The sequence below is a fragment of the Pseudomonas sp. DW-iso3 genome (assembly GCF_058725305.1).
Genome location: NZ_JBZXDZ010000001.1, coordinates 375,470 through 394,893, shown reverse-complemented (window position 1 = coordinate 394,893; position 19,424 = coordinate 375,470). Strand labels below are relative to the sequence as shown.

21 protein-coding genes are annotated in these 19,424 nt (G+C 60.5%); 11 read left to right on the top strand and 10 right to left on the bottom strand.

The window, feature by feature from the left end; translation table 11 throughout:
• Positions 1–51: 51 nt before the first annotated feature.
• Positions 52–1,068 carry a 23S rRNA (adenine(1618)-N(6))-methyltransferase RlmF gene (gene rlmF, locus AC4PS7_RS01890; protein WP_010212891.1) on the top strand — a complete coding sequence of 339 codons (1,017 nt, stop codon included), beginning with the start codon at positions 52–54 and terminating at the stop codon, positions 1,066–1,068.
• 66 nt (positions 1,069–1,134) lie between these two features.
• Here the strand turns inward: rlmF and AC4PS7_RS01885 are convergent, their stop codons facing one another.
• Complete coding sequence (locus AC4PS7_RS01885) at positions 1,135–1,416, bottom strand: HU family DNA-binding protein (protein WP_005785131.1); 282 nt, start codon at positions 1,414–1,416, stop codon at positions 1,135–1,137.
• Between the two features lie 396 nt (positions 1,417–1,812).
• On the opposite strand from AC4PS7_RS01885, the gene yejK reads away from it, so the two are divergent.
• Positions 1,813–2,817 (top strand): nucleoid-associated protein YejK, encoded by a 1,005-nt coding sequence (yejK, locus tag AC4PS7_RS01880; protein ID WP_010212893.1) that lies wholly within the window; start codon positions 1,813–1,815, stop codon positions 2,815–2,817.
• Entirely contained in the window at positions 2,817–3,167 is a 351-nt protein-coding gene (locus tag AC4PS7_RS01875; RefSeq protein ID WP_010212895.1) for a glutaredoxin family protein, read from the top strand. Before yejK ends, AC4PS7_RS01875 begins: the two co-directional genes overlap by 1 nt.
• On the opposite strand, the gene AC4PS7_RS01870 is transcribed toward AC4PS7_RS01875, so the two are convergent.
• The 5 genes from AC4PS7_RS01870 to AC4PS7_RS01850 are packed head-to-tail and all read right to left on the bottom strand — an operon-like array spanning position 3,168 to position 6,929.
• Positions 3,168–4,145 (bottom strand): FecR family protein, encoded by a 978-nt coding sequence (locus tag AC4PS7_RS01870; RefSeq protein ID WP_042571698.1) that lies wholly within the window; start codon positions 4,143–4,145, stop codon positions 3,168–3,170.
• Positions 4,142–4,720, bottom strand: a complete 579-nt coding sequence (locus AC4PS7_RS01865; RefSeq protein WP_010212898.1) for an RNA polymerase sigma factor — start codon at positions 4,718–4,720, stop codon at positions 4,142–4,144. The genes AC4PS7_RS01870 and AC4PS7_RS01865 overlap by 4 nt, the downstream gene beginning before the upstream one ends.
• An 8-nt stretch (positions 4,721–4,728) precedes the next feature.
• The gene (locus tag AC4PS7_RS01860) at positions 4,729–5,055 is read right to left on the bottom strand and encodes a DUF3325 domain-containing protein (protein WP_106118903.1); all 327 of its coding nucleotides are present in this window, start codon (positions 5,053–5,055) and stop codon (positions 4,729–4,731) included.
• A complete protein-coding gene (locus tag AC4PS7_RS01855) occupies positions 5,056–6,630 on the bottom strand; it encodes a PepSY-associated TM helix domain-containing protein (protein ID WP_492179038.1) in 1,575 nt (524 codons plus the stop codon).
• A complete protein-coding gene (locus AC4PS7_RS01850; protein ID WP_010212901.1) occupies positions 6,627–6,929 on the bottom strand; it encodes a DUF3649 domain-containing protein in 303 nt (100 codons plus the stop codon). The genes AC4PS7_RS01855 and AC4PS7_RS01850 overlap by 4 nt, the downstream gene beginning before the upstream one ends.
• Positions 6,930–7,099: 170 nt before the next feature.
• Here AC4PS7_RS01850 and AC4PS7_RS01845 point away from each other — a divergent pair, with 170 nt between their 5' ends.
• The 3 genes from AC4PS7_RS01845 to fecA all read left to right on the top strand — a co-directional run bounded on the left by AC4PS7_RS01845 (position 7,100) and on the right by fecA (position 10,954).
• Positions 7,100–7,588: a sigma-70 family RNA polymerase sigma factor gene (locus tag AC4PS7_RS01845; RefSeq protein WP_010212902.1), complete on the top strand. Its 489-nt coding sequence runs from the start codon at positions 7,100–7,102 to the stop codon at positions 7,586–7,588.
• The gene (locus tag AC4PS7_RS01840) at positions 7,585–8,526 is read left to right on the top strand and encodes a FecR domain-containing protein (RefSeq protein WP_154974613.1); all 942 of its coding nucleotides are present in this window, start codon (positions 7,585–7,587) and stop codon (positions 8,524–8,526) included. Before AC4PS7_RS01845 ends, AC4PS7_RS01840 begins: the two co-directional genes overlap by 4 nt.
• 91 nt (positions 8,527–8,617) lie before the next feature.
• Positions 8,618–10,954 carry a TonB-dependent Fe(3+) dicitrate receptor FecA gene (gene fecA / locus AC4PS7_RS01835; RefSeq protein ID WP_154974616.1) on the top strand — a complete coding sequence of 779 codons (2,337 nt, stop codon included), beginning with the start codon at positions 8,618–8,620 and terminating at the stop codon, positions 10,952–10,954.
• A 64-nt stretch (positions 10,955–11,018) separates the two neighbouring features.
• On the opposite strand, the gene AC4PS7_RS01830 is transcribed toward fecA, so the two are convergent.
• Together AC4PS7_RS01830 and AC4PS7_RS01825 are read right to left on the bottom strand one after the other, a co-directional pair.
• On the bottom strand, positions 11,019–11,429 hold the full coding sequence (locus tag AC4PS7_RS01830) for an HPF/RaiA family ribosome-associated protein (protein ID WP_010212906.1): 411 nt from the start codon (positions 11,427–11,429) through the stop codon (positions 11,019–11,021).
• Positions 11,430–11,641: 212 nt separating this feature from the next.
• Entirely contained in the window at positions 11,642–12,589 is a 948-nt protein-coding gene (locus AC4PS7_RS01825) for a LysR substrate-binding domain-containing protein (protein ID WP_010212907.1), read from the bottom strand.
• 137 nt (positions 12,590–12,726) lie between these two features.
• Between AC4PS7_RS01825 and AC4PS7_RS01820 the strand changes: the two genes are divergently transcribed.
• The 3 genes from AC4PS7_RS01820 to AC4PS7_RS01810 all read left to right on the top strand — a co-directional run bounded on the left by AC4PS7_RS01820 (position 12,727) and on the right by AC4PS7_RS01810 (position 16,043).
• Positions 12,727–14,103, top strand: a complete 1,377-nt coding sequence (locus AC4PS7_RS01820; protein WP_492179037.1) for an L-serine ammonia-lyase — start codon at positions 12,727–12,729, stop codon at positions 14,101–14,103.
• 61 nt (positions 14,104–14,164) lie between these two features.
• A complete protein-coding gene (locus tag AC4PS7_RS01815; protein ID WP_010212910.1) occupies positions 14,165–15,451 on the top strand; it encodes a serine/threonine transporter in 1,287 nt (428 codons plus the stop codon).
• Between the two features lie 277 nt (positions 15,452–15,728).
• A complete protein-coding gene (locus AC4PS7_RS01810; RefSeq protein ID WP_010212911.1) occupies positions 15,729–16,043 on the top strand; it encodes a DUF3509 domain-containing protein in 315 nt (104 codons plus the stop codon).
• On the opposite strand, the gene AC4PS7_RS01805 is transcribed toward AC4PS7_RS01810, so the two are convergent.
• A complete protein-coding gene (locus tag AC4PS7_RS01805; RefSeq protein WP_016978246.1) occupies positions 16,040–16,528 on the bottom strand; it encodes a phosphate-starvation-inducible protein PsiE in 489 nt (162 codons plus the stop codon). The genes AC4PS7_RS01810 and AC4PS7_RS01805 overlap by 4 nt on opposite strands.
• A 274-nt stretch (positions 16,529–16,802) precedes the next feature.
• Here AC4PS7_RS01805 and AC4PS7_RS01800 point away from each other — a divergent pair, with 274 nt between their 5' ends.
• Entirely contained in the window at positions 16,803–17,063 is a 261-nt protein-coding gene (locus AC4PS7_RS01800; protein WP_010212914.1) for a YebG family protein, read from the top strand.
• 89 nt (positions 17,064–17,152) lie between these two features.
• On the opposite strand, the gene AC4PS7_RS01795 is transcribed toward AC4PS7_RS01800, so the two are convergent.
• The gene (locus tag AC4PS7_RS01795; protein ID WP_492179036.1) at positions 17,153–17,866 is read right to left on the bottom strand and encodes a dienelactone hydrolase family protein; all 714 of its coding nucleotides are present in this window, start codon (positions 17,864–17,866) and stop codon (positions 17,153–17,155) included.
• Positions 17,867–18,113: 247 nt separating this feature from the next.
• Between AC4PS7_RS01795 and AC4PS7_RS01790 the strand changes: the two genes are divergently transcribed.
• Positions 18,114–19,421 (top strand): acetamidase/formamidase family protein, encoded by a 1,308-nt coding sequence (locus tag AC4PS7_RS01790; RefSeq protein ID WP_010212917.1) that lies wholly within the window; start codon positions 18,114–18,116, stop codon positions 19,419–19,421.
• The last annotated feature ends 3 nt before the right edge of the window (positions 19,422–19,424 follow it).

The window sequence follows — 19,424 nt, the reverse complement described above, 5'->3', positions numbered from 1 at the left end:
GCTCAAGATGTGTGACAATGCCCACCACTTTGAGCCAACACCAGAATCATCATGACCGCCCCCAGCACGCCAAAACCTCCGCGCAAGAAGCCTAAAACCGCAGCCACGACCAAGCCCGTTGTGCCGCGCAAGGAGGCCACCCTGCATCCGCGCAACCGCCACACAGGCCGTTACGACTTCCCGGCGCTGATCAAGACCACGCCGGAACTGGCGCAATTCGTGATCATCAACCCATACGGCAAGGAAAGTATCGACTTTGCCAGCCCGGATGCAGTGCGTGTGTTCAACCGAGCGCTGCTGAAAGCGTTCTATGGCATCCAGCACTGGGACATCCCGGCCGACTACCTGTGCCCGCCGGTACCGGGGCGTGCAGACTACGTGCACTTCCTCGCCGACCTGCTGGCCAGTACCAACGACGGCAAGATCCCGCGCGGCTCTATCGTCAAGGTGCTGGACATCGGCATGGGCGCCAACTGCGTCTACCCGCTGATTGGCTACATGGAATACCGTTGGAATTTCCTCGGTTCGGAAGTCGACCCTATCGCCGTCGCCGCAGCCAGGGCCATCGTGCAGTCCAACGACCTGAGCAAGGTCATTCAATTGCGCCAGCAAACCAATCCCAAACAGATCCTGCTGGGCTTGCTGGAGCCGGGCGAGCGCTTTGACCTGACCATGTGCAACCCGCCCTTCCACGCGTCGATGGATGAAGCGACCAAGGGCAGCGAACGCAAGTGGCGCGCCTTGGGCAAGGCGGATCCCAAGCGCAAGTTGCCGGTGCTGAACTTTGGTGGCCAATCGGCCGAGCTGTGGTGTGAAGGCGGTGAAGCGCGCTTTGTGACCCAACTCATTGCCGAGAGCGCACACTTTGCTCATAAAGTGCTGTGGTTCAGCACCCTTGTGTCAAAAGCGTCGAACTTGCCCGCGATCGAGACAGCCCTGAAAAAAGCCGGTGTTCTGGAAAGCCAGGTAGTGGAAATGTCCCAGGGCCAGAAGCAGAGCCGTTTCGTGGCATGGACCTTCCAGACCAAGAACGAACAGCAGATCTGGCGTCAGCGCTGGGTGCGTTAAGCACAAATCGCAGGCAACAAAAAACCGTGCCCGGATCACTCCGGTGCACGGTTTTTTTACCGCATCTTACTTGTTAACAGCGTCGGTCAGGCCTTTGGCCACAACCAGCTTGATAACTTTCTTGGCAGCGATTTCGATGGCAGCGCCAGTCGAAGGGTTACGGCCAGTACGGGCAGGACGCTCGGTCACTTTCAGCTTGCCGATACCTGGCAGAGTGATTTCGCCGCCGTTTTCCAGCTGATCGGCAACGATCTGGCCCAGTTGGTCCAGAGCTGCGCGCGCGGTGGTTTTCGGCGCGTCGATAGCTTCAGCGATATCAGCGATCAGTTGGTCTTTAGTCAAAGCCATTGTGGTGTTCCTTCCCTATCAAATTCATATGGATTGCAGAGTGCAGTGTCAGCCGTCGAGCCTGACCGTCATGGCCTGGCACCCCCGGCTATAACCACGGAGATCGGGGTTATAGATGCTTGAAACGGGGATTGGTTCGACCTGACAGATGCTGAATGCACGCTTATCGCCGAGACTTGGCGTAAGACGGGGCAAAACTAGCACAGAGACGGGGAAATATCCGCTTCTACCTACCCATTTGGTCAGCTTTATCGCTCTAAACCGTGAAAAAAAGGCATATAGACCGTCGGAGGGTGCCCAAAACCGCCTTCGAAGCGTGTCTTGGCCAATGGGTGCGGTACACTGGGCGACTTTTCGGGGAGGCCAACTGCTCCCCTTCAACCAGCCGAGAAGCCTATGCCGATCCGTCATTGCATCGTCCACCTGATCGACAAAAAACCCGACGGCACACCCGCAGTTCTCCACGCCCGCGACTCCGAGCTTGCCGAGTCGGCCGCCATCGAGAACATGCTTGCCGACCTCAACGAGAGCTACAACGCCAAACAAGGCAAGGCCTGGGGTTTCTTCCACGCCGAGTCCGGCGCGCACCCGTTCAGCGGCTGGTTGAAGGAGTATTTCGACGGTGGCCAGGATTTCACCACCTTCAGTCGCACGGCGGTCGAGCACCTGCAAAAACTGATGGAAGAGTCCAACCTCTCCACCGGCGGCCATGTGTTGTTTGCCCACTACCAGCAAGGCATGACCGACTACCTGGCCATCGCCCTGCTGCACCACAGCGAAGGCGTGGCGGTGACCGACGAGCTGGACGTGACCCCGTCGCGCCACCTGGACCTCGGCCAGCTGCACCTGGCGGCACGCATCAACGTGTCCGAGTGGCAGAACAACAAGCAGTCCAAGCAGTACATTTCCTTTATCAAGGGCAAGAACGGCAAGAAGGTCTCGGAGTATTTCCGCGACTTCATCGGCTGCCAGGAAGGCGTCGACGGTCCGGGCGAGACCCGTACCCTGCTCAAGGCGTTCAGCGACTTCGTCGAAAGCGAAGATTTGCCGGACGAGTCCGCTCGCGAGAAAACCAAGACCTTGGTGGACTACGCCAGCAGCCAGGCCAAGCTCGGCGAGCCGATGGGCCTGGAGGAACTGTCGGGGTTGATCGATGAAGATCGGCCTAAGGCGTTCTATGACCATATCCGCAACAAGGACTACGGCCTGTCGCCGGAGATCCCGGCGGATAAGCGCACGCTCAACCAGTTCCGCCGTTTCACCGGCCGCGCCGAGGGTTTGTCCATCAGCTTTGAAGCCCATCTGCTGGGCGACAAGATCGAATACGACGAAGCCGCCGGCACCTTGATCATCAAGGGCCTGCCGACTCAACTGACTGATCAGCTCAAGCGCCGTAACTGATGCTTGGCGGGGTTTTCAAGAAAGTCCTGCTGGTGTTGCTGGTGGTGGTAGTGATCCAGAACTGGGGCAAGATCGAGCGGGTGTTCAACCCGTCGCAGGTGGCGCCGGAGCACGTGCGCACTTCGGCGCGTGTGGTGCTCTATTCCACCGAGTGGTGCGGGTACTGCAAGCAGATCCGCCGCTTTCTGGACCAGAAGGGCATTCCCTACCAGGCGTTCGATATCGAGAAAGATGCCCAGGCGCGCAAGGCGTATGAGGCGTTGGGTGGGGGCGGAATTCCGTTCGTGGACGTGAACGGCACGCTGATTCGCGATTACGCACCGGAAAAAATCATGGCGGCGCTGAAATAATCAGCGCACCACGATCATCCGTCCCAATAATGTGTGCTGTTCGAAGCCAAGCACGGCTTGCAACGCATTCAACACGGCCTGCGGGTCCTTGCTCGGGAAACTGCCGCTGACGCGCTTGGCACCCATCTCTTTGTTGAGCAACAGAATGCGACCTGGGTAATAACGCTCCAGGTCCTTGACCACGTCCGACAACGGCGCTTTGTAATAGTTGAGCCAACCGTCGCGCCAGGCCAGGCGTGATTCGCTGTCGACCGCGTGCAGGGCGTCGGCGACGCCCTCGGCGTAGGCCACCTGCTGCCCTGCCGTAAGAATTTGCTGTTGACCCTGCTTGGACGGCGTCACGCCAACCCGCCCGGACAACACCGTCACCTCAGCGCCTGCCGGCTGCAGGCGCACTTCAAATTGTGTACCCAGCACCCGCGCTTCACCACTGCCCGCCTCCACCACAAAAGATTGCCCGGTGTGAGTCACGCTGAAAAAGCCGGCCCCGCGGCGCAACTGGATATGCCGTTCGCCCTGGGTGAAGTCCACGGCGATGGCGCTGTCGGCATCAAGGGTCACTTGGGATTGGTCGGCCAGCGTGACGGTTTTGACTTCGCCCGGCGCCGTCACGTAGTCGGCGCCGAAATCATCAACCCAGCGTGACGGCTGCCATCCGACGCCCATGGACACCATCAACAGCAGACAGGCGGCCATCGCCAACGCGCCAGACCAACGCGCCACCCGCGAGCGCTTCGAAGGGTTCATCGCGTTGAGATAACCCTGCAACACCAACGCCTCTTCGTCCGCGAGCTTGCGCGCTGGCACTTCGCTCAACTCCCACAGCACCTGGGCCTGGGCATAGGCCTCGACGTGCGCCGGGTCAGCCCGCAGCCACTGGCTGAACGTGGCCTGGTCACCACCGCTGGGCTGGTCATGCAGCAGACTCAGCCAGGCCAGTGCTGCTTGTTCCTGGGCGGGCGTAGGGGTGACGTTCACGGTGCTTTCCCTGGCGTGCGTGGGGATGAGGGTTCGCGAAGGCTGGCTTTGCAGGCTTCGAGGGCACGCATCATATGTTTTTCCACGGCGCTTTGGGACAGGCCCATCGCCTTGGCGATTTGCGCGTACTTGCGGCCATGGATGCGGTTGAGCAGGAAAATCTGCCGCGTGCGCTCGGGCAGGCTGCGCAAGGCCGCTTCGACGTGACGCAGATCATTGCCGGCTTCCAGTGCCGCCTGGGGTTCCGAACCTTGGTTGTCTTGCTGTTCGGGCAACCAGCCTTCACTGCTGCGCGCCCGCGCGCCTTCGCTGCGCAGGTGATCGATGGCGATGTTGCCGGCGCAGCGCAGCAGGTAAGTGCTGAGTTCCTCGACCTGTACCAAAGGCCGGCGCCAGAAACGCAGGAACAGATCCTGCACCAGGTCGGCCGCCGTGGCGCGGCAGCCGACACGGCGACTCACCAAGGCCTCCATCTGCGAACGCTGGGACAAAAACACCTGCAGAAAATGCGCACGCCCGCCTGCCGCGTCAGCGTGCTGGCTGTCCTGGGATTCGGGTGGCGTGCTGATCATCATGGGCGGGCTCAGAGGGTGGCGAAGGCTGCAACAGGGCTGGCGAGCAGGCCGACGCCCGCCAGGATCAAGGCCAGCCGTGGCCGATACGGCAACAACAGCACCAGCAGCAATGCGCTGAGCATCAGCACGGCGCACCACTCCACCAGGCCCTGGCCCCATCCGGCGACGTCCACCGCCGGCCAGATCGACACCACCAGCAGCATCCAACCGGTCACACGCAAGCCCAGGCGTCGACGGGGCGAGAGTTTGCGGTGCAGTAACTCGCCGTGGTGACGGTCGGTGGACAGGCAGAGTGCGGTGAATCCGGCATAGCACATCAGCAGTGCGAGGAGCATTTAGTTGGCCTCCTGCTTCAGCGCCAATGGGCGTGCGCGCGCAGCCTTGGTCGCAGGCGCGGTGCGATGCTGCATCTTCCAGGCGGCCCACGCGAGGAACACACCGCTGGCCAGACACGTCAGGTCGAAACCCGCCATGGCCCAGTCGCCGGTTCTCAACGAAACACCGAGGTGGTGCGACGTCGTCAAGGCGTTGAGCAATGGAATGGCACTAAACAGCAGCGCGCCAATGCTCAGTTGCTCGACCCAGCCCTGACGGCCTCGGCGCAGAACCGCATGCAACAGGCTCAGGCCCCAGGCGATGAAGAAGGTCTGCACTTCCCAGTCGGAACGCTCGGCGAAACTGACCGGCAACAACCGGTTAGCCCAGAAAAACGCCGCGATGGCGATCATCAACCCGGACATGCTGGCGATGTTCAGGACTTCCACCAAGCGTAATTCAAAAGGCATTGCGGCCGCTTTGGCATGTTTGAGCCGGCGCTTGCCGAGCCAGATCACCAGACCGGTGCCGATCATCGCCGTGCCCGCCAGGCCGCAGATAAAGTACAACCAGCGCAGCACCGGCCCGGCGAAATGCCCCATGTGCAGGCCATAGAACGTGCCGCCGATGGCAGCAGGAAGCGACTGCCCGCCACTGACCCGCAACAGCTCGCCGGTGGTGCCGTTGAAGGACACGGTGCTGCCGAAGTCATGCACCACGCTGTCGGAACCCGCACGGAACACATTGACCGAGGCGTTCACATCACTGGGGTTGTTCACGGCGACGCGCCCCACGTGGCCACCGTCCCATTGCGCCCGTGCTTGCTCGTACATCGGCGTCAGCGGCAGCAATGTGCCTGGCTGGCCCAGTGCTGGCGCGTTGTTGGTATTCGGAAACACTTCGCTGAAAAAGGCCCGGGTGTCATTGCCATAGGAAGCAATGATCGGGGCCGGCATCACCATGCTCATGAAGATCACCAGACTGCTGTAGGTAATCATCAGGTGGAAGGGCAATACCAGCACCCCCACCGCGTTATGCCCGTCGAGCCAGGAACGCTGGCCCTTGCGGGGGCGGAAGGTGAAGAAGTCCTTGAAGATTTTCTTGTGGGTGATGATGCCGGTGATCAAGGCGACGAACATCACCATCGCGGCGAGGGTCGAGAGCCAGCGGCCCCAGGGATGGGGCATTTGCAACTGGAAGTGGAACCGATAGAAGAATTCGCCGCCCATGCTTTCACGGGCTTCCACGGCCTGGCCCGTGACAGGGTCGAGGGTTTTCTGGATGAAGTTGCCGCGTTTGCCAGGGTCGACCTTGTCTTGCCACATCACCGACAGGCCGGGGTCGCGGCTGTCCGGCAGGGTGATGAACCAACGCGCAGCGGTCGGCGCGACCTGCTGCAAATAGGTCTGGGCGGCCGTCAGGCTGCGTGCATCGTCCAGGGCACGGGCCTGCACTTCAGGCTGCATCCAATGGCTGATCTCATCCTTGAAATACGCCAAGGTGCCTGTCAGGAAAATCGCAAACAGCAGCCAGCCAAAGATCAGGCCCGCCCAAGTGTGCAACCAGGCCATGGCCTGGCGGAAACCCTCTTTCATGTGCGCGCCATCCAGAAGCCCACACCTGCCAGGGTGGCAAATGCCGCGCTCGGTAACATCACGCCAAACCAGGCGCGCGCGGCGCTGCGGCAGGCGAAACACCAGAGCACGGCGAGCAGGTAGAACACGAACGAACTCATCATCCCGGTGATCACGGCATCAGCGCGGGAAGTGGGTATCCACAGCGCCAGGCAGATACTGGCCAGGGAGGCCATCAGATAACCGCCCACCACGGCAGCCAGCACGCGCGAGGTGACGGCGAGACGATAGGAGACGGGCAGCGAGGTTTTGCTTTTCATGCGGGAGGCGCCAGGTTCATCAGGTCGCAATATTAATGATAAATATTCTCATAAGCAAAACAGAACGGATGAAAGACCTGTCCCGACGGATTGCCGAAGCCAGTCTCCGCCCCTACAATGCGAACAATTCTTGTTCTCTAAAGCATGGCGATGCTTGTGGAGTGTCCGCGTTGAGCCCGCCCAATACCGTCGAAGTGTTGTACAACGACCATCACCACTGGCTCACCGGCTGGTTGCGACGCAAGCTCGGCTGCCCGGAAAGCGCCGCCGACCTGGCCCAGGACACCTTCATGCGCGTGCTCACTGCGCGGGAAGCACCCACGCTGATCGAGCCCCGTGCGTTCCTCACCACGGTCGCCAAGCGCGTGCTGTTCAACTTCTACCGCCGCCAGGACCTTGAGCGCGCCTACCTCGACGCCTTGGCGCAGATGCCCGAGCACGTGGCACCGTCGGAAGAAGAACGCGCAATCATCCTGCAAACCCTGGTCGAACTGGACCAACTGCTCGATGGCCTGCCCGTCCAGGTCAAGCGTGCGTTCCTGCTGGCCCAATGCGATGGCCTGACCTACGCGCAAATCGGCGCTGAACTGGGTATTTCCATTGCCACCGTCAAACGCCACCTGAGCAAAGCGGCCATGCGCTGCTACTTCGCCCTATGAACTTCTCCACTCAAGTCGCCGAACAAGCCGTGCATTGGCTGGTGGAAATGCAGCACGGCGCGCTAAACCCACGCCAGCAAGCCGCCTGGCAGCAATGGTTGAACGCCCACAGCGAACACCAGCGCGCCTGGGACCACATGCAACGCGTCAACCAGCGCCTGCGCGGCATGCCCTCGCCACTGGCCCATGCGGCGTTGAATGCACCAACCTCCACCAGCCGTCGCCAGGCGTTGAAACTGCTGTTGATACTCGGCGCCGGTTCCGCTGCCGCCTGGAGCCTTCGCCAGCAACATATCCTGCCGCCACTGACCGCCGACTACCGCAGCCCCGTTGGCCAGCGACGCAAGGTGCAATTGGCCGACGGCAGCCAGTTGCAGCTCAATACCGGCAGCGCGGTGGATGTGCATTTCGATGGCCGACAACGGCTGATCCGCCTGCTTGAAGGCGAGATACTGCTCACCGGCCACGCAGCCGGTACGCCGCTGCAGGTGCTGACCGGCCAGGGGTTGCTCACCAGCCAGGCGGCACACATGAACGTGCGCCAGTTCAACGACCATACCCAACTGGCGGTCTTGGACGGTCGCGTCGAGGTGATGCCCACTACGTACAGCGGCCTGCCGCTGGCGGTCGACGCCACGCGCCAAGTCAATTTTACGCGCAAAGGCTGGGACACTCCGTGCCCCACCGACGCCAACAGCGGCGCCTGGGCCGACGGCATGCTGGTCGCCGCGCACATGCGCCTGGAAGATTTCCTTGGCGAACTGGGCCGTTATCGTCGTGGCCAGGTCAATTGCGATCCGCAGGTGGCCAACTTGTTGATCTCCGGCAGCTACCCCCTGGACGACAGCGAACGCATTCTCGACCTGCTGGAAGTCAGCCTGCCCGTGAAAGTGCGGCGCTTTACGCGGTATTGGGTGACGGTGCAGGCACGCGCCTGAAATTTATTTCAAAAACACTGAGCCGTTTTCCACCCCTCGCGTGACAGAGAAGGAAAGCCACCTTGATCCTTCCTTCTCAGGACCGCTCTTCATGCCCCAGCAACCGACGCTTCTTGCCCGCACTCTGCGCCAACTCCTACTCGGCGCCAGCTTGAGTCTCATGGCACTTCCCCCTGTGATGGCGGCCGATGCCAAGCCGTATCACATCGCCCCGACGTCGCTGGAAGCTGCGCTGAACCAGTTTGGGCGCGAAGCGGGCGTGCTGATTTCGTTCGGTTCAGAAGTCACGGCGGGCATGCAGAGCCGCGGTTTGTCCGGTAATTACGGCGCCGCGGACGGCCTGCAAAAGCTGCTGGAAGGCACCGGCCTGCTAGCCCGCGCCGAAGGCGACAATGCCTACAGCCTGCAACCGGCCACGGCACCGGCCAGTATCGAATTGGGCACGTCCAGCGTCGTCGGCGACTGGCTGGGCGACGCGGCGCAAACCCATGTGTTCGAACACCCCGGCGCCCGCGATGTGATCCGCCGTGAAGAGTTTGAACGCCAGGGCGCGACCCAAGCCAAGGACGTGCTCAACCGCATTCCCGGCGTAAATGCCCCGGACAACAACGGCACCGGCAGCCACGACATGGCATTGAACTTCGGCATTCGTGGCCTCAACCCGCGCCTGGCATCGCGCTCCACGGTGCTGATGGATGGCATTCCGGTGCCGTTCGCGCCCTACGGCCAGCCGCAGCTTTCCTTTGCGCCGATCAGCATGGGCAATATGGACGCGGTCGACGTGGTGCGCGGCGGCGGTGCGGTGCGCTACGGCCCGCAGAACGTCGGTGGTGTGGTCAACTTCGTGACCCGTGCGATCCCGGATGCCCCCACGGTCAAAGGCGGCTTGCAGACCGAAACCAGCCCGTCCTCCAGCCACGACGGCTTCAAGACCACCGGCAACCTGCTGGCCGGCGGCACCGCCGACAATGGTTTGGGTGGCGCGATTCTGTACTCCGGAACCCGTGGTGGTGACTGGCGCGAGAACAGCAACACGCGCATCGACGACCTGATCCTCAAGGGCAAATACCAACTGGATGACGCCAACAGCTTTAACGCCATGGCGCAGTACTACGAAGGCCAGGCCGATATGCCGGGTGGCTTGAACGTCGCGGACTACAAGGCGGACCCCTACCAGTCCACCCGCCCCTACGACAAATTCTGGGGCCGCCGTACGATGTTCAACGTCGGCTATCGCTATGAGCAGGACCGCCGTGAATTCACTGTGAACAGTTTCTTCACCAAGACCTTGCGCAGCGGTTACCTGGACCAGGGCACGTTCCTCTCGTTGTCCCCGCGTGAATACTGGGTGCGTGGCATCGAGACCCGCTTCGCCCAAGGCTTTGACCTGGGCCCGACCAGCCACGAAGTGGGCGTCGGCTACCGATACATCAACGAGGCCGGCCACGAGCTGCGTTACCGCACGCCGATTGCCGCCAACCAGCAGATCCCCACTACCAACAGCCGCAACGACCGCGACACCCGTGGCGGCACCGAGGCCAATGCCTTCTTCGTCGATGACCGGATCGATATCGGCAAGTGGACCATCACCCCGGGCATTCGCTACGAGATTATCGAGTCGCAGCAGACGAACAACCTGACCAACGTCAAATACAAGGGCGACTACAACACCGCGCTGCCGGCGCTGAATGTGCTCTACCACCTCACCGACAACTGGAACCTCTACGCCAACACCGAAGGTTCGTTCGGCAGCGTGCAGTACAGCCAGATGCCGAACCGCGTGACCAGCGGCGAAGTGAAACCGGAAAAAGCCCGTACCTGGGAATTGGGTACCCGCTACGACGACGGCACCTTGCGTGCGGAAATCGGCGCGTTCCTGATCAACTTCGACAACCAATACGAAAGCAACCAGACCAATGACTCGGTAATTGCCCGCGGCGAAACCCGTCACCAGGGGATCGAGACCAGCATCAATTACGCGCTTGATGGTTTGAGCCCGGCGCTGGCGGGGTTCGATGTGTATGCCACCTACGCCTACGTCGACGCCACCATTCGCGAAGACGGCCCGAACAAAGGCAACCGCGTGCCCTTCTCCTCCAAGCACAAAGGCACCCTCGGCGTGGGCTACACCGAAGGCCGCTGGAAGCTCAACCTGGACAGCAGCTACCAGAGCAGCCAGTTCGCCGACAACGCCAACACCGAGAAGGAAACCGCCAACGGCGCCAACGGACGCATCCCTGGCTACATGCTGTTCAGCAGCCGTGCGGCCTATGACTTCGGCCCGCAGCTGTCGGACCTGAATGTGGCAGTGGGTGTGAAAAACATCTTCAACACCCAGTACTTCACCCGCTCGTTCGACGATAACAACAAGGGCAAATACGTAGGCGAACCACGCACGGTCTACGTGCAGACCTCTATCGCGTTCTAACGCCGCCCAAACGAAAACGGGCCTGCATATGCAGGCCCGTTTTTAGTGGAGCGTGATAAATCTATCAGCCGTTGAACACAGCGCGTTCTTTTTCGAGAAACTCCTGCTCAAGCTCGTCTTCGTTGACTTTGGTGGTCGGCTGGTTTTTCCCGGCAGCGCGTGGCTTGCCTTGCAGTTTACCAAACAGATGTTCCAACGCATGTTCCAGCTTGGTGGCCGCACCGTCGATCGCCTGTTCCAGGGTATCGGCTTTGTGCAGCACGGACAGCGGTTGATGGCCTTTTGGCCGCGCTTCCAGGCGGCAACTTAAATCGTGGGGACCGGGCTTATCGCCGTTCTCATCCCGCAGGTAGACCTCCACTCGGGTCAGGTCTTCTTCGTAACGTTCGAGCGTGCTCTCAATGGTAGTACGTACCCACTCCTCCAGTCGGATGCTGCTTTCAATATGGTTATCGCTATTGACTTGGATTTGCATAGTTCTTCCCTTATTTCAGCTAGCTCGCGAGAGGTCACAACTGCAACACCGGGTCGGTGAAACCATGACCTCTTAACTACACAATTGAGCAGTCAGCAGAACAATTCAACCCCTTTGCAAAGATAAATCCCACATTACAAATTAAGTCTGACTACGAGCAAAAACACTGTTAGGGTGGGGAGTTAGTTACATCTTCTTACGCCCTGCGAACCTCATAATTGCCCCTCTCCCAACGGGTGCAATCCCCGGAAAATCCCCGCTTCTTCAACCAGCCAATCATGCACCGCGCGTACGCCCGGATGGCTCAGTGCGCCTGGCGCATACAGCAACACGTAACGCTTGTAGTTAGGCACGGCAAGCCCGAAGGGTACGATCAAGGTGCCACGCTCCAGCTCATCGTTGAGCAAGGTGCGTCGCGCAATGGCCACGCCCATACCGGCGATGGCGGCTTCGATGGTCAGGTGGTTGCGGTTGAAGGTGTGACCGCGTCGCACGTCGGCGTGGTGATAGCCGATAGCATTCAGGTAAAACTCCCATTCGGCGTACTCATAACTCCCACGCCAGGCGGTGATGTCGTGCAGCAACGGAAAATGCACCAGGTCGGCGGGACCATGCAGCGGCGGTCTGCCGCGCAGCAGGCTCGGGGCACAGACGGGGAAAATCTGCTCGTCCAACAGGGCTGTGGATAACAAGCCAGGGTAGCTGCCGTCGTTCAAGTCGATGGCCAGGTCGAAGTCGCCCTCATGCAGGGCGATGCTGCTGTCTTCAGCGACCATGCGCAGCTGGATATCCGGAAAGCGCTGCTGCAAACGCGGCAGGCGCGGGGTCAGCCACTTACCGAGAAACGACGGGATCGAGCGCAGGCGCAAGGTGCCGCTGATCATCCCTGCATCCAGGCGCTGCAACTCCGCGTCGATGCTGCCGTAGGCCTCGCCCACCGTGGCCGCCAACCGCTGCCCCTCGGCACTCAGCTCCACCCCACGCGCGCGCCGATGAAACAAGCGGAAACCCAATCGCTCCTCCAACTGGCGAATCTGCTGGCTCACCGCACCCGGTGTGATGTGCAGTTCCTCGGCACAGCGGGTGAACGACAAATGCCGCGCAGCACAGGAAAAAACGTGCAACCAGACATAAGTCTGGCCATGGAGGGGCCGGGTCATAGCGTTTAGTCCTGCTAAAGAGTGTCTTAGGATAATTCGTTGGTCAGTGCCGTTCCAGAGGCTCAGTATCACGCCAATTCCGCTCGCTCTACAAAACATGGCAGCGATTCCTACTCCATTGCTTGTAAGGCTTTAGCATGGCTATCAGTGTTTTCGATCTATTCAAAGTGGGCATCGGCCCTTCCAGCTCCCACACTGTCGGCCCGATGCGGGCGGCGGCAACCTTTGCCCAGGCCCTGATCGATCAACAATTACTGAGCCAGACTCGTCGTGTGGAAGTGCGCCTGTATGGCTCACTGTCCGCTACCGGTGTCGGCCATGCCACCGACCGTGCCTGCGTGATGGGCCTGATGGGCGAATGGCCGGACCGGGTCGACCCCACCTCGATCAATGCACGCATCCAGCAACTGCGCGAATCCGGCCGACTCTTGCTCGCTGGCCTGCAGGACATTGCCTTCAACTGGCAACAGGATCTCCGACTACTGGACGAAAGCCTGCCCTACCACCCCAACGCCATGTCCCTGCACGCCTACGGCGAAAACGGCCTGCTGAGCGAGCAAACCTATTACTCGGTGGGCGGCGGTTTCATCATCGAAGCGGCGGAAGCGGCCTCGGGCATTGCGCCGACCAGCGATGTGCAATTGCCCTACGACTTTTCCAGCGCCGTGGAACTGCTGGCGTTGTGCAACAAGCACGGCTTGCGGGTTTCCGAGCTGATGATGGCCAACGAACGCGCCTGGCGCAGCGACGCCGACATTCGCAGTGGCTTGCTGCATATCTGGTCGGTAATGCGTGAATGCGTGGAACAGGGCCTGCGCGATGAAGGCATCTTGCCGGGAGGCCTGGACGTGCCCCGTCGCGCGGCGAAACTGCACCGCAGCCTGCTGGAAATCGGCAAGCCGAATGTCATCACCTCGACCTTGTCGGCCATGGAGTGGGTCAACCTGTTCGCCCTCGCCGTCAACGAAGAAAACGCCGCCGGTGGGCGCATGGTCACCGCACCGACCAATGGTGCTGCGGGCATCATCCCCGCTGTGCTGCATTACTACATGAAGTTCAACGCCGAGGTGTCCGACGACGACGTGGTGAATTTCTTCCTGGCTGCCGCTGCTGTCGGCATCCTCTGCAAGAAAAACGCCTCGATCTCCGGCGCCGAAGTCGGCTGCCAGGGCGAGGTGGGCTCTGCCTGCGCCATGGCCGCGGCCGGCTTGGCCGATGTCCTCGGCGCCACCCCCGAGCAACTGGAAAACGCCGCCGAAATCGGCCTGGAGCACAACCTCGGCCTCACCTGCGACCCGGTCGGCGGCCTGGTGCAAGTGCCCTGCATCGAGCGCAATGCCATCGCGGCGGTCAAGGCAATCAACGCCACGCAAATGGCCCTGCGCGGTGACGGCAAACACTTCATTTCTCTCGACCGGGTGATCCGCACCATGCGTGATACCGGCGCCGATATGCATGACAAATACAAAGAAACTTCACGGGGCGGCCTGGCGGTCAGCTGGGTGGAGTGCTGATCGGAGCACCTCTACCCGCCCCAACGTGAGCCCGCGCAAAAATAATAACGAGGCAATACCGATGACCGATGTACGTACACCTGCTGCTGAAAATCCCGCTGCCACAACAACCGTGACCACCGGCTGGACCCAATACGACACCACCTGGATGCTGGGCCTCTACGGCACCGCCATCGGTGCCGGTACCCTGTTCCTGCCGATCAACGCCGGCGTCGGCGGCTTCTGGCCGCTGATCGTGCTGGCACTGCTGGCCTTCCCGATGACCTTCTTCGCCCACCGTGGGCTGACGCGCTTTGTGTTGTCGGGCAAATCCGGCGACATCACCGAAGTGGTCGAAGAGCACTTTGGCGTCGGTGCGGGCAAGCTGATCACCCTGCTGTATTTCTTCGCCATTTTCCCGATCCTGCTGGTGTACAGCGTGGCGCTGACCAACACCCTGGGCAGCTTCATGGAACACCAACTGCACATGACCCCACCGCCTCGGGCGATTCTGTCGCTGGTGCTGATTCTTGGCCTGATGGCCATCGTGCGCTGCGGCCAGGGCGTGATCGTCAAGGCCATGAGCGTGTTGGTGTACCCGTTCGTCGCGTCCCTGCTGTTGCTTGCGTTCAGCCTGATTCCCAACTGGAACGGCGCATTCTTCGCCTCCGCCGGTGATGGCATGCCCATGCCGCTGTTCTTCAAGACCCTGTGGCTGGCAATTCCGGTGATGGTATTTTCCTTCAACCACTCGCCGATCATCTCCGCGTTCGCCGTCGACCAGAAACGCGTGTACGGCGCGCAGGCCGAGCGCAAAAGCAGCGGCATCCTGGCCACGGCCCACGGCATGATGGTGCTGACCGTGATGTTCTTCTGCTTCAGCTGCGTACTGGCACTGTCGCCGGCCGACCTGGCAGCCGCCAAGGCCCAGAACATCTCGATCCTGTCTTACCTCGCCAACCACTTCCAGACGCCAGTGATCGCCTACGCCGCACCGCTGATCGCGCTGGTGGCCATTACTAAATCCTTTCTCGGCCACTACATAGGCGCCAGCGAAGGTTTCCAGGGCTTGATCGTCAAATCCCTACGGGGGCGCAATCGCTCGATGTCGGCCAAATGGCTGGAGCGTTGCACCGCGCTGTTCATGGTGCTGACCTGCTGGGCCGTCGCCACCTTCAACCCGAGCATCCTGCGCATGATTGAAACCATGGGCGGGCCGATCATCGCGTGCCTGTTGTTCCTGATGCCGATGTACGCGATTCGCCGCGTGCCATCGCTGCGCAAGTACTCGGGCCAGGTCTCCAACGTATTTGTGGTGGTGATTGGATTGATTGCGCTGTCTGCGATCGTTTTTTCCGTCCTGCCCTGAAACAGATCACTGACCGAAACGACAATACCGAACAAATGTGGGAGCGGGCTTGCTCGCGAATGCGGTGTATCAGCTAATGAATACTCGGCTGAAGGACCGCATTCGCGAGCAAACCCGCTCCCACATTGGCCCCTTACCGCCTGAAAGATCTCTATACGGCACGGCCCTTGCTGTACAGCTTATGAGGGAAACGGAATTTGGCCGATGGTCAGGAGACGCGAACTAATCCCGACACCGGTCGTCAATGACTGCATGTTCTTATTAGGCGGTACGCACCATGGACAATCCTTTTCAGATCATCACCGACACATTCACTCCCGAATATCGCGTCAACCTGAGCATCCAACGCTTGGACGGCAGCATCATGCTGACCCTCTCCAACGAACAAGGCGTGGTGGCCAAGCGCATGATCAGCGCCGAACAGCGCAATGACCCAAAGCGGCTAAAACGCCTGGTGCAAAGCATCCAGTTCGGCATCGCCATCGAACAGGGCCACAGCGCCATGGAGATCCTGGCGATGATGACGGATGGCGATCACAAAGTCCTACAGCGACCGCCGACCCGCGCCCTGCCGTTCAGCGTCGGGCTTTAAAGCTCGCCCTTCTCGGTCTCCAGGCTCGCCTCGCCCTTGCGACGCGGGCCTTCGACCTTCACCGATGGGAAGGCTGACGACGCGTAACGCACGACCAGAATCGCAAACGCCAACAGCAGAATCCCACCGCACAAGTAGATGATTCCCACATCAGGTGGGTTGTGGTGAGACACGTTGGAGATCAGCAGACGCGTCAGCGCGGTGATCGCCACGTAGATCAGGAAGCGCACCGGCATGTGGTTGGTCTTGAAATAAATCCCGACCATAGCGCCCAGTTCCAGGTAGATGAACAGCAACAAGATGTCATCGATCTTGATGTGCCCGTTCTCCAGCATCCCCAGAAACTCCATCACCGCCGCCCAGGCCGTCACCGCACCAATGGCGAACAGCGCCAGGTAGTGAAACGACTCGACAAACAGATTGCCCAGTGACTCGGCCAGCCCGTGTACTTGCTGGCGCAGCCTTTCGGCCCAATTGATCTTCACGATGATGCTTCCTTAGGTCGACTCGACCGGATAATGCGGGTTAGACGTGACAGTTGTTCTGCATGCAGAAAAAAGGCCAGGGGCAGGTATAAGATGATGGCGGGGTGACATGAGGCACTCCAAACCTGTATTTACGGGCTACATTAAAAAACTGCTACCCAAACCCGAGGGTTTGGCTTACTCTTTTTACTGTATATAAATACAGCACTCTAGCGACACCCGAACACAAGGGCTACTCCCCTTCACTACTGCACCCTGATGACGAGGCCAAAAAATGGCTGTTGAAACCCTGTATCGCAGTACCCGCGACTTGGAGACTACATTCGTGGACCGCAAACTTGCCGACGCACACGACCAGATGCTCGAACTGGCAGAGTCCCTGATGGAAGTCCTGTTGAAAAACGTGGAAGGCTTGACTGAAAAGCAGGCAGAAGACGCCGGTATTTTCATGGCCAAGAACCGCGCCGCCTTTGCAGCAGCGTTCAAGAACAACGCCAGCGCCCTGGCCGAGATCGGGCAGCCAGAGGCAGAGTAAGGAGGCCGGCCCGCCTCCGTTGATTCAGGGTGAACCAACAGGTTCAGGCAGACCGGCAACTCATCGTTTTACCGAAGGCTATTTGCGCCTTACGCCTGCCACAGGGTTTTACCGAAGAAGGTCAACGTGCGGTCCCACGCCAGTTGCGACCATGCGGCGTCGTATTGCGTGTCGGGGATACGGCCGTTGCCGATCGCTGTTTCGTTGGCAAAGGCATGGCGCGCCAGGTAACGGTAGAAGGTCGCGTCCACACCTGCCGCGTGCAGCGTTGACTCCAGCTCCGCGACGGTTTCGATGTTGAAAAAAGCATCCTGTGTGCCCCAATGGCCAATCAGCGGTGCTTTGATTTTTGCCGCATCCAGATATTCAAGCGGTGGGAAGCCATACCAGACCACACCCGCAGCCAGCTCCGGAATTGCATTGAGCGCCAACAGCGTCAACGCCCCGCCCATGCAGTAGCCGGTCACGCCCACTTTTTGCGAGTCGGCCTGCAGGTAGCGCACCGCACCCTTGATGTCCTGGGATACCGCATCGCCAAAATCCAGGCTGTCCATCAGGTGATGGGCTTCTTCCTCTTCCACGGTCGAGGCGCCGCGATAAAGGTCCGGCACCAGCACCCGGTAACCGCACTCGGCCAGGCGGATGGCCACGCCCTTGATCTGCTCGTTCAGCCCCCACCACTCTTGAATCAATACGATGGCCGGCGCCTCTTCCAGCACAGCCGGGCTGGCCAGATAGCCATTGACCTCGGCGCCGTCCGGACGCTTGAACGTTACGGAATGGGCTGTTGCTTGATTGGACATGAATATTCTCCGCAGCAAGTAGGAAAACGATAGCTGAGCAAGCACCTCAAAGCGCCAGCCCACAGAACCCTATCAGGATTTTTGCAGTTACAAACCCTCCTCTCCCATCGTTATGTACCACTGTGTATTAGCGCACCCGCGCGACATATTCGGGATACAAAACACCGGTCTACTGGGCCTGCCTGAACCTTCCCTGATCAATAAGCCGTGACCGAAGGTTCAATCACATAGGACCCGGAGAATAAAAATGCACCACTCAGCACCGGTTGATCGCCTGATCGTCAACACCTACACCAATGGCCTCATCGGCCCCAGCCAGAAGATGCTCGGCCCGCTCGCCGATGGCGGCACGCTTATCACCGGTACTCCGCCGGGGTGTTGGGGCCCAATGATCACGCCCGCATTTGAGGGTGGTCATGAGGTGACTCAACCCGTATTCATCGCCGGCGCAGAGGTTGGTGACGCCGTGGCCCTGAAGATCAAACGCATGCGCGTGACGTCTCTGGCCACTTCGTCAGGTGTCATGCGTTTTGTTGAGGGGCGTTATCATGGCGATCCCTTTGTCGCCAAGTTCTGTTCCAACTGTGGCCAGGAGCATCCCGCCAGCCATGTCGACGGCATCGGCGCCGACGCCATTCGTTGCAACGCCTGCGGGGCGGAGGTCAGCGCATTTCGTTTCAGCCATGGCTACGTCATCGTGTTCGATGCCGAGCATCAGCTGAGCCTGACCGTGAACCAGTTGGTAGCCGACCGCCTCGCCGGCCAGGCACCGGATATGGCGGCGTTGCCGGAGATGTCCGCCCAGCATTCGATTCTGTCCCTGGCCCGCGCCGATATCCCCGGCCTTGCCGCGCACATGCGGCCGTTCCTGGGCAATATTGGCACCACGCCTTCACGGGATCTGCCGGATTCCCACAACTGTGCCGACTTCGGCCAGTACCTGGTCGGCGCGCCCCATCGCTACGGCATGACCCATGACCAACTGCATGCCGCGAAAACCGACGGGCACATGGACACCAACTCGGTACGTGAAGGTTGCGTGCTGATTTGCCCGGTGAGAGTCCCCGGCGCCGGGGTTTACATGGGCGATATGCACGCCCAGCAAGGCAACGGCGAAATTGCCGGGCATGCCACCGATGTATCGGGTGAAACCGAACTGACCGCCCATGTGATCAAGGGGTTGGCACTCGACGGCCCGATCCTGCTGCAGAACCTTGATGACCTGCCGCCCATGGCTCGTCCGATGACTGCCGAGCAACGGTTGCATGTCAAGGCATTGGGCGAGCGCTGGGGGCAGTTCGAGATAGAAGACAACGGACCCATTACGTTTATCGGCAGTGGCGCCGACCTCAACTTAGCGACGGAAAACGGCCTGGAGCGCGCAGCGGCCGTCACGGGCCTGTCGATGGATGAGGTGCGCAACCGCGCAACGCTTAACGGCTCGATTGAAATCAGTCGGCTACCGGGGACCGTCCGCGTCACGCTCCTGTGTCCGATGCACATTCTGGATCGCATGGGGGTCGGCTCACTGGTGCGTGAGAAGTATCAACTCTGACCG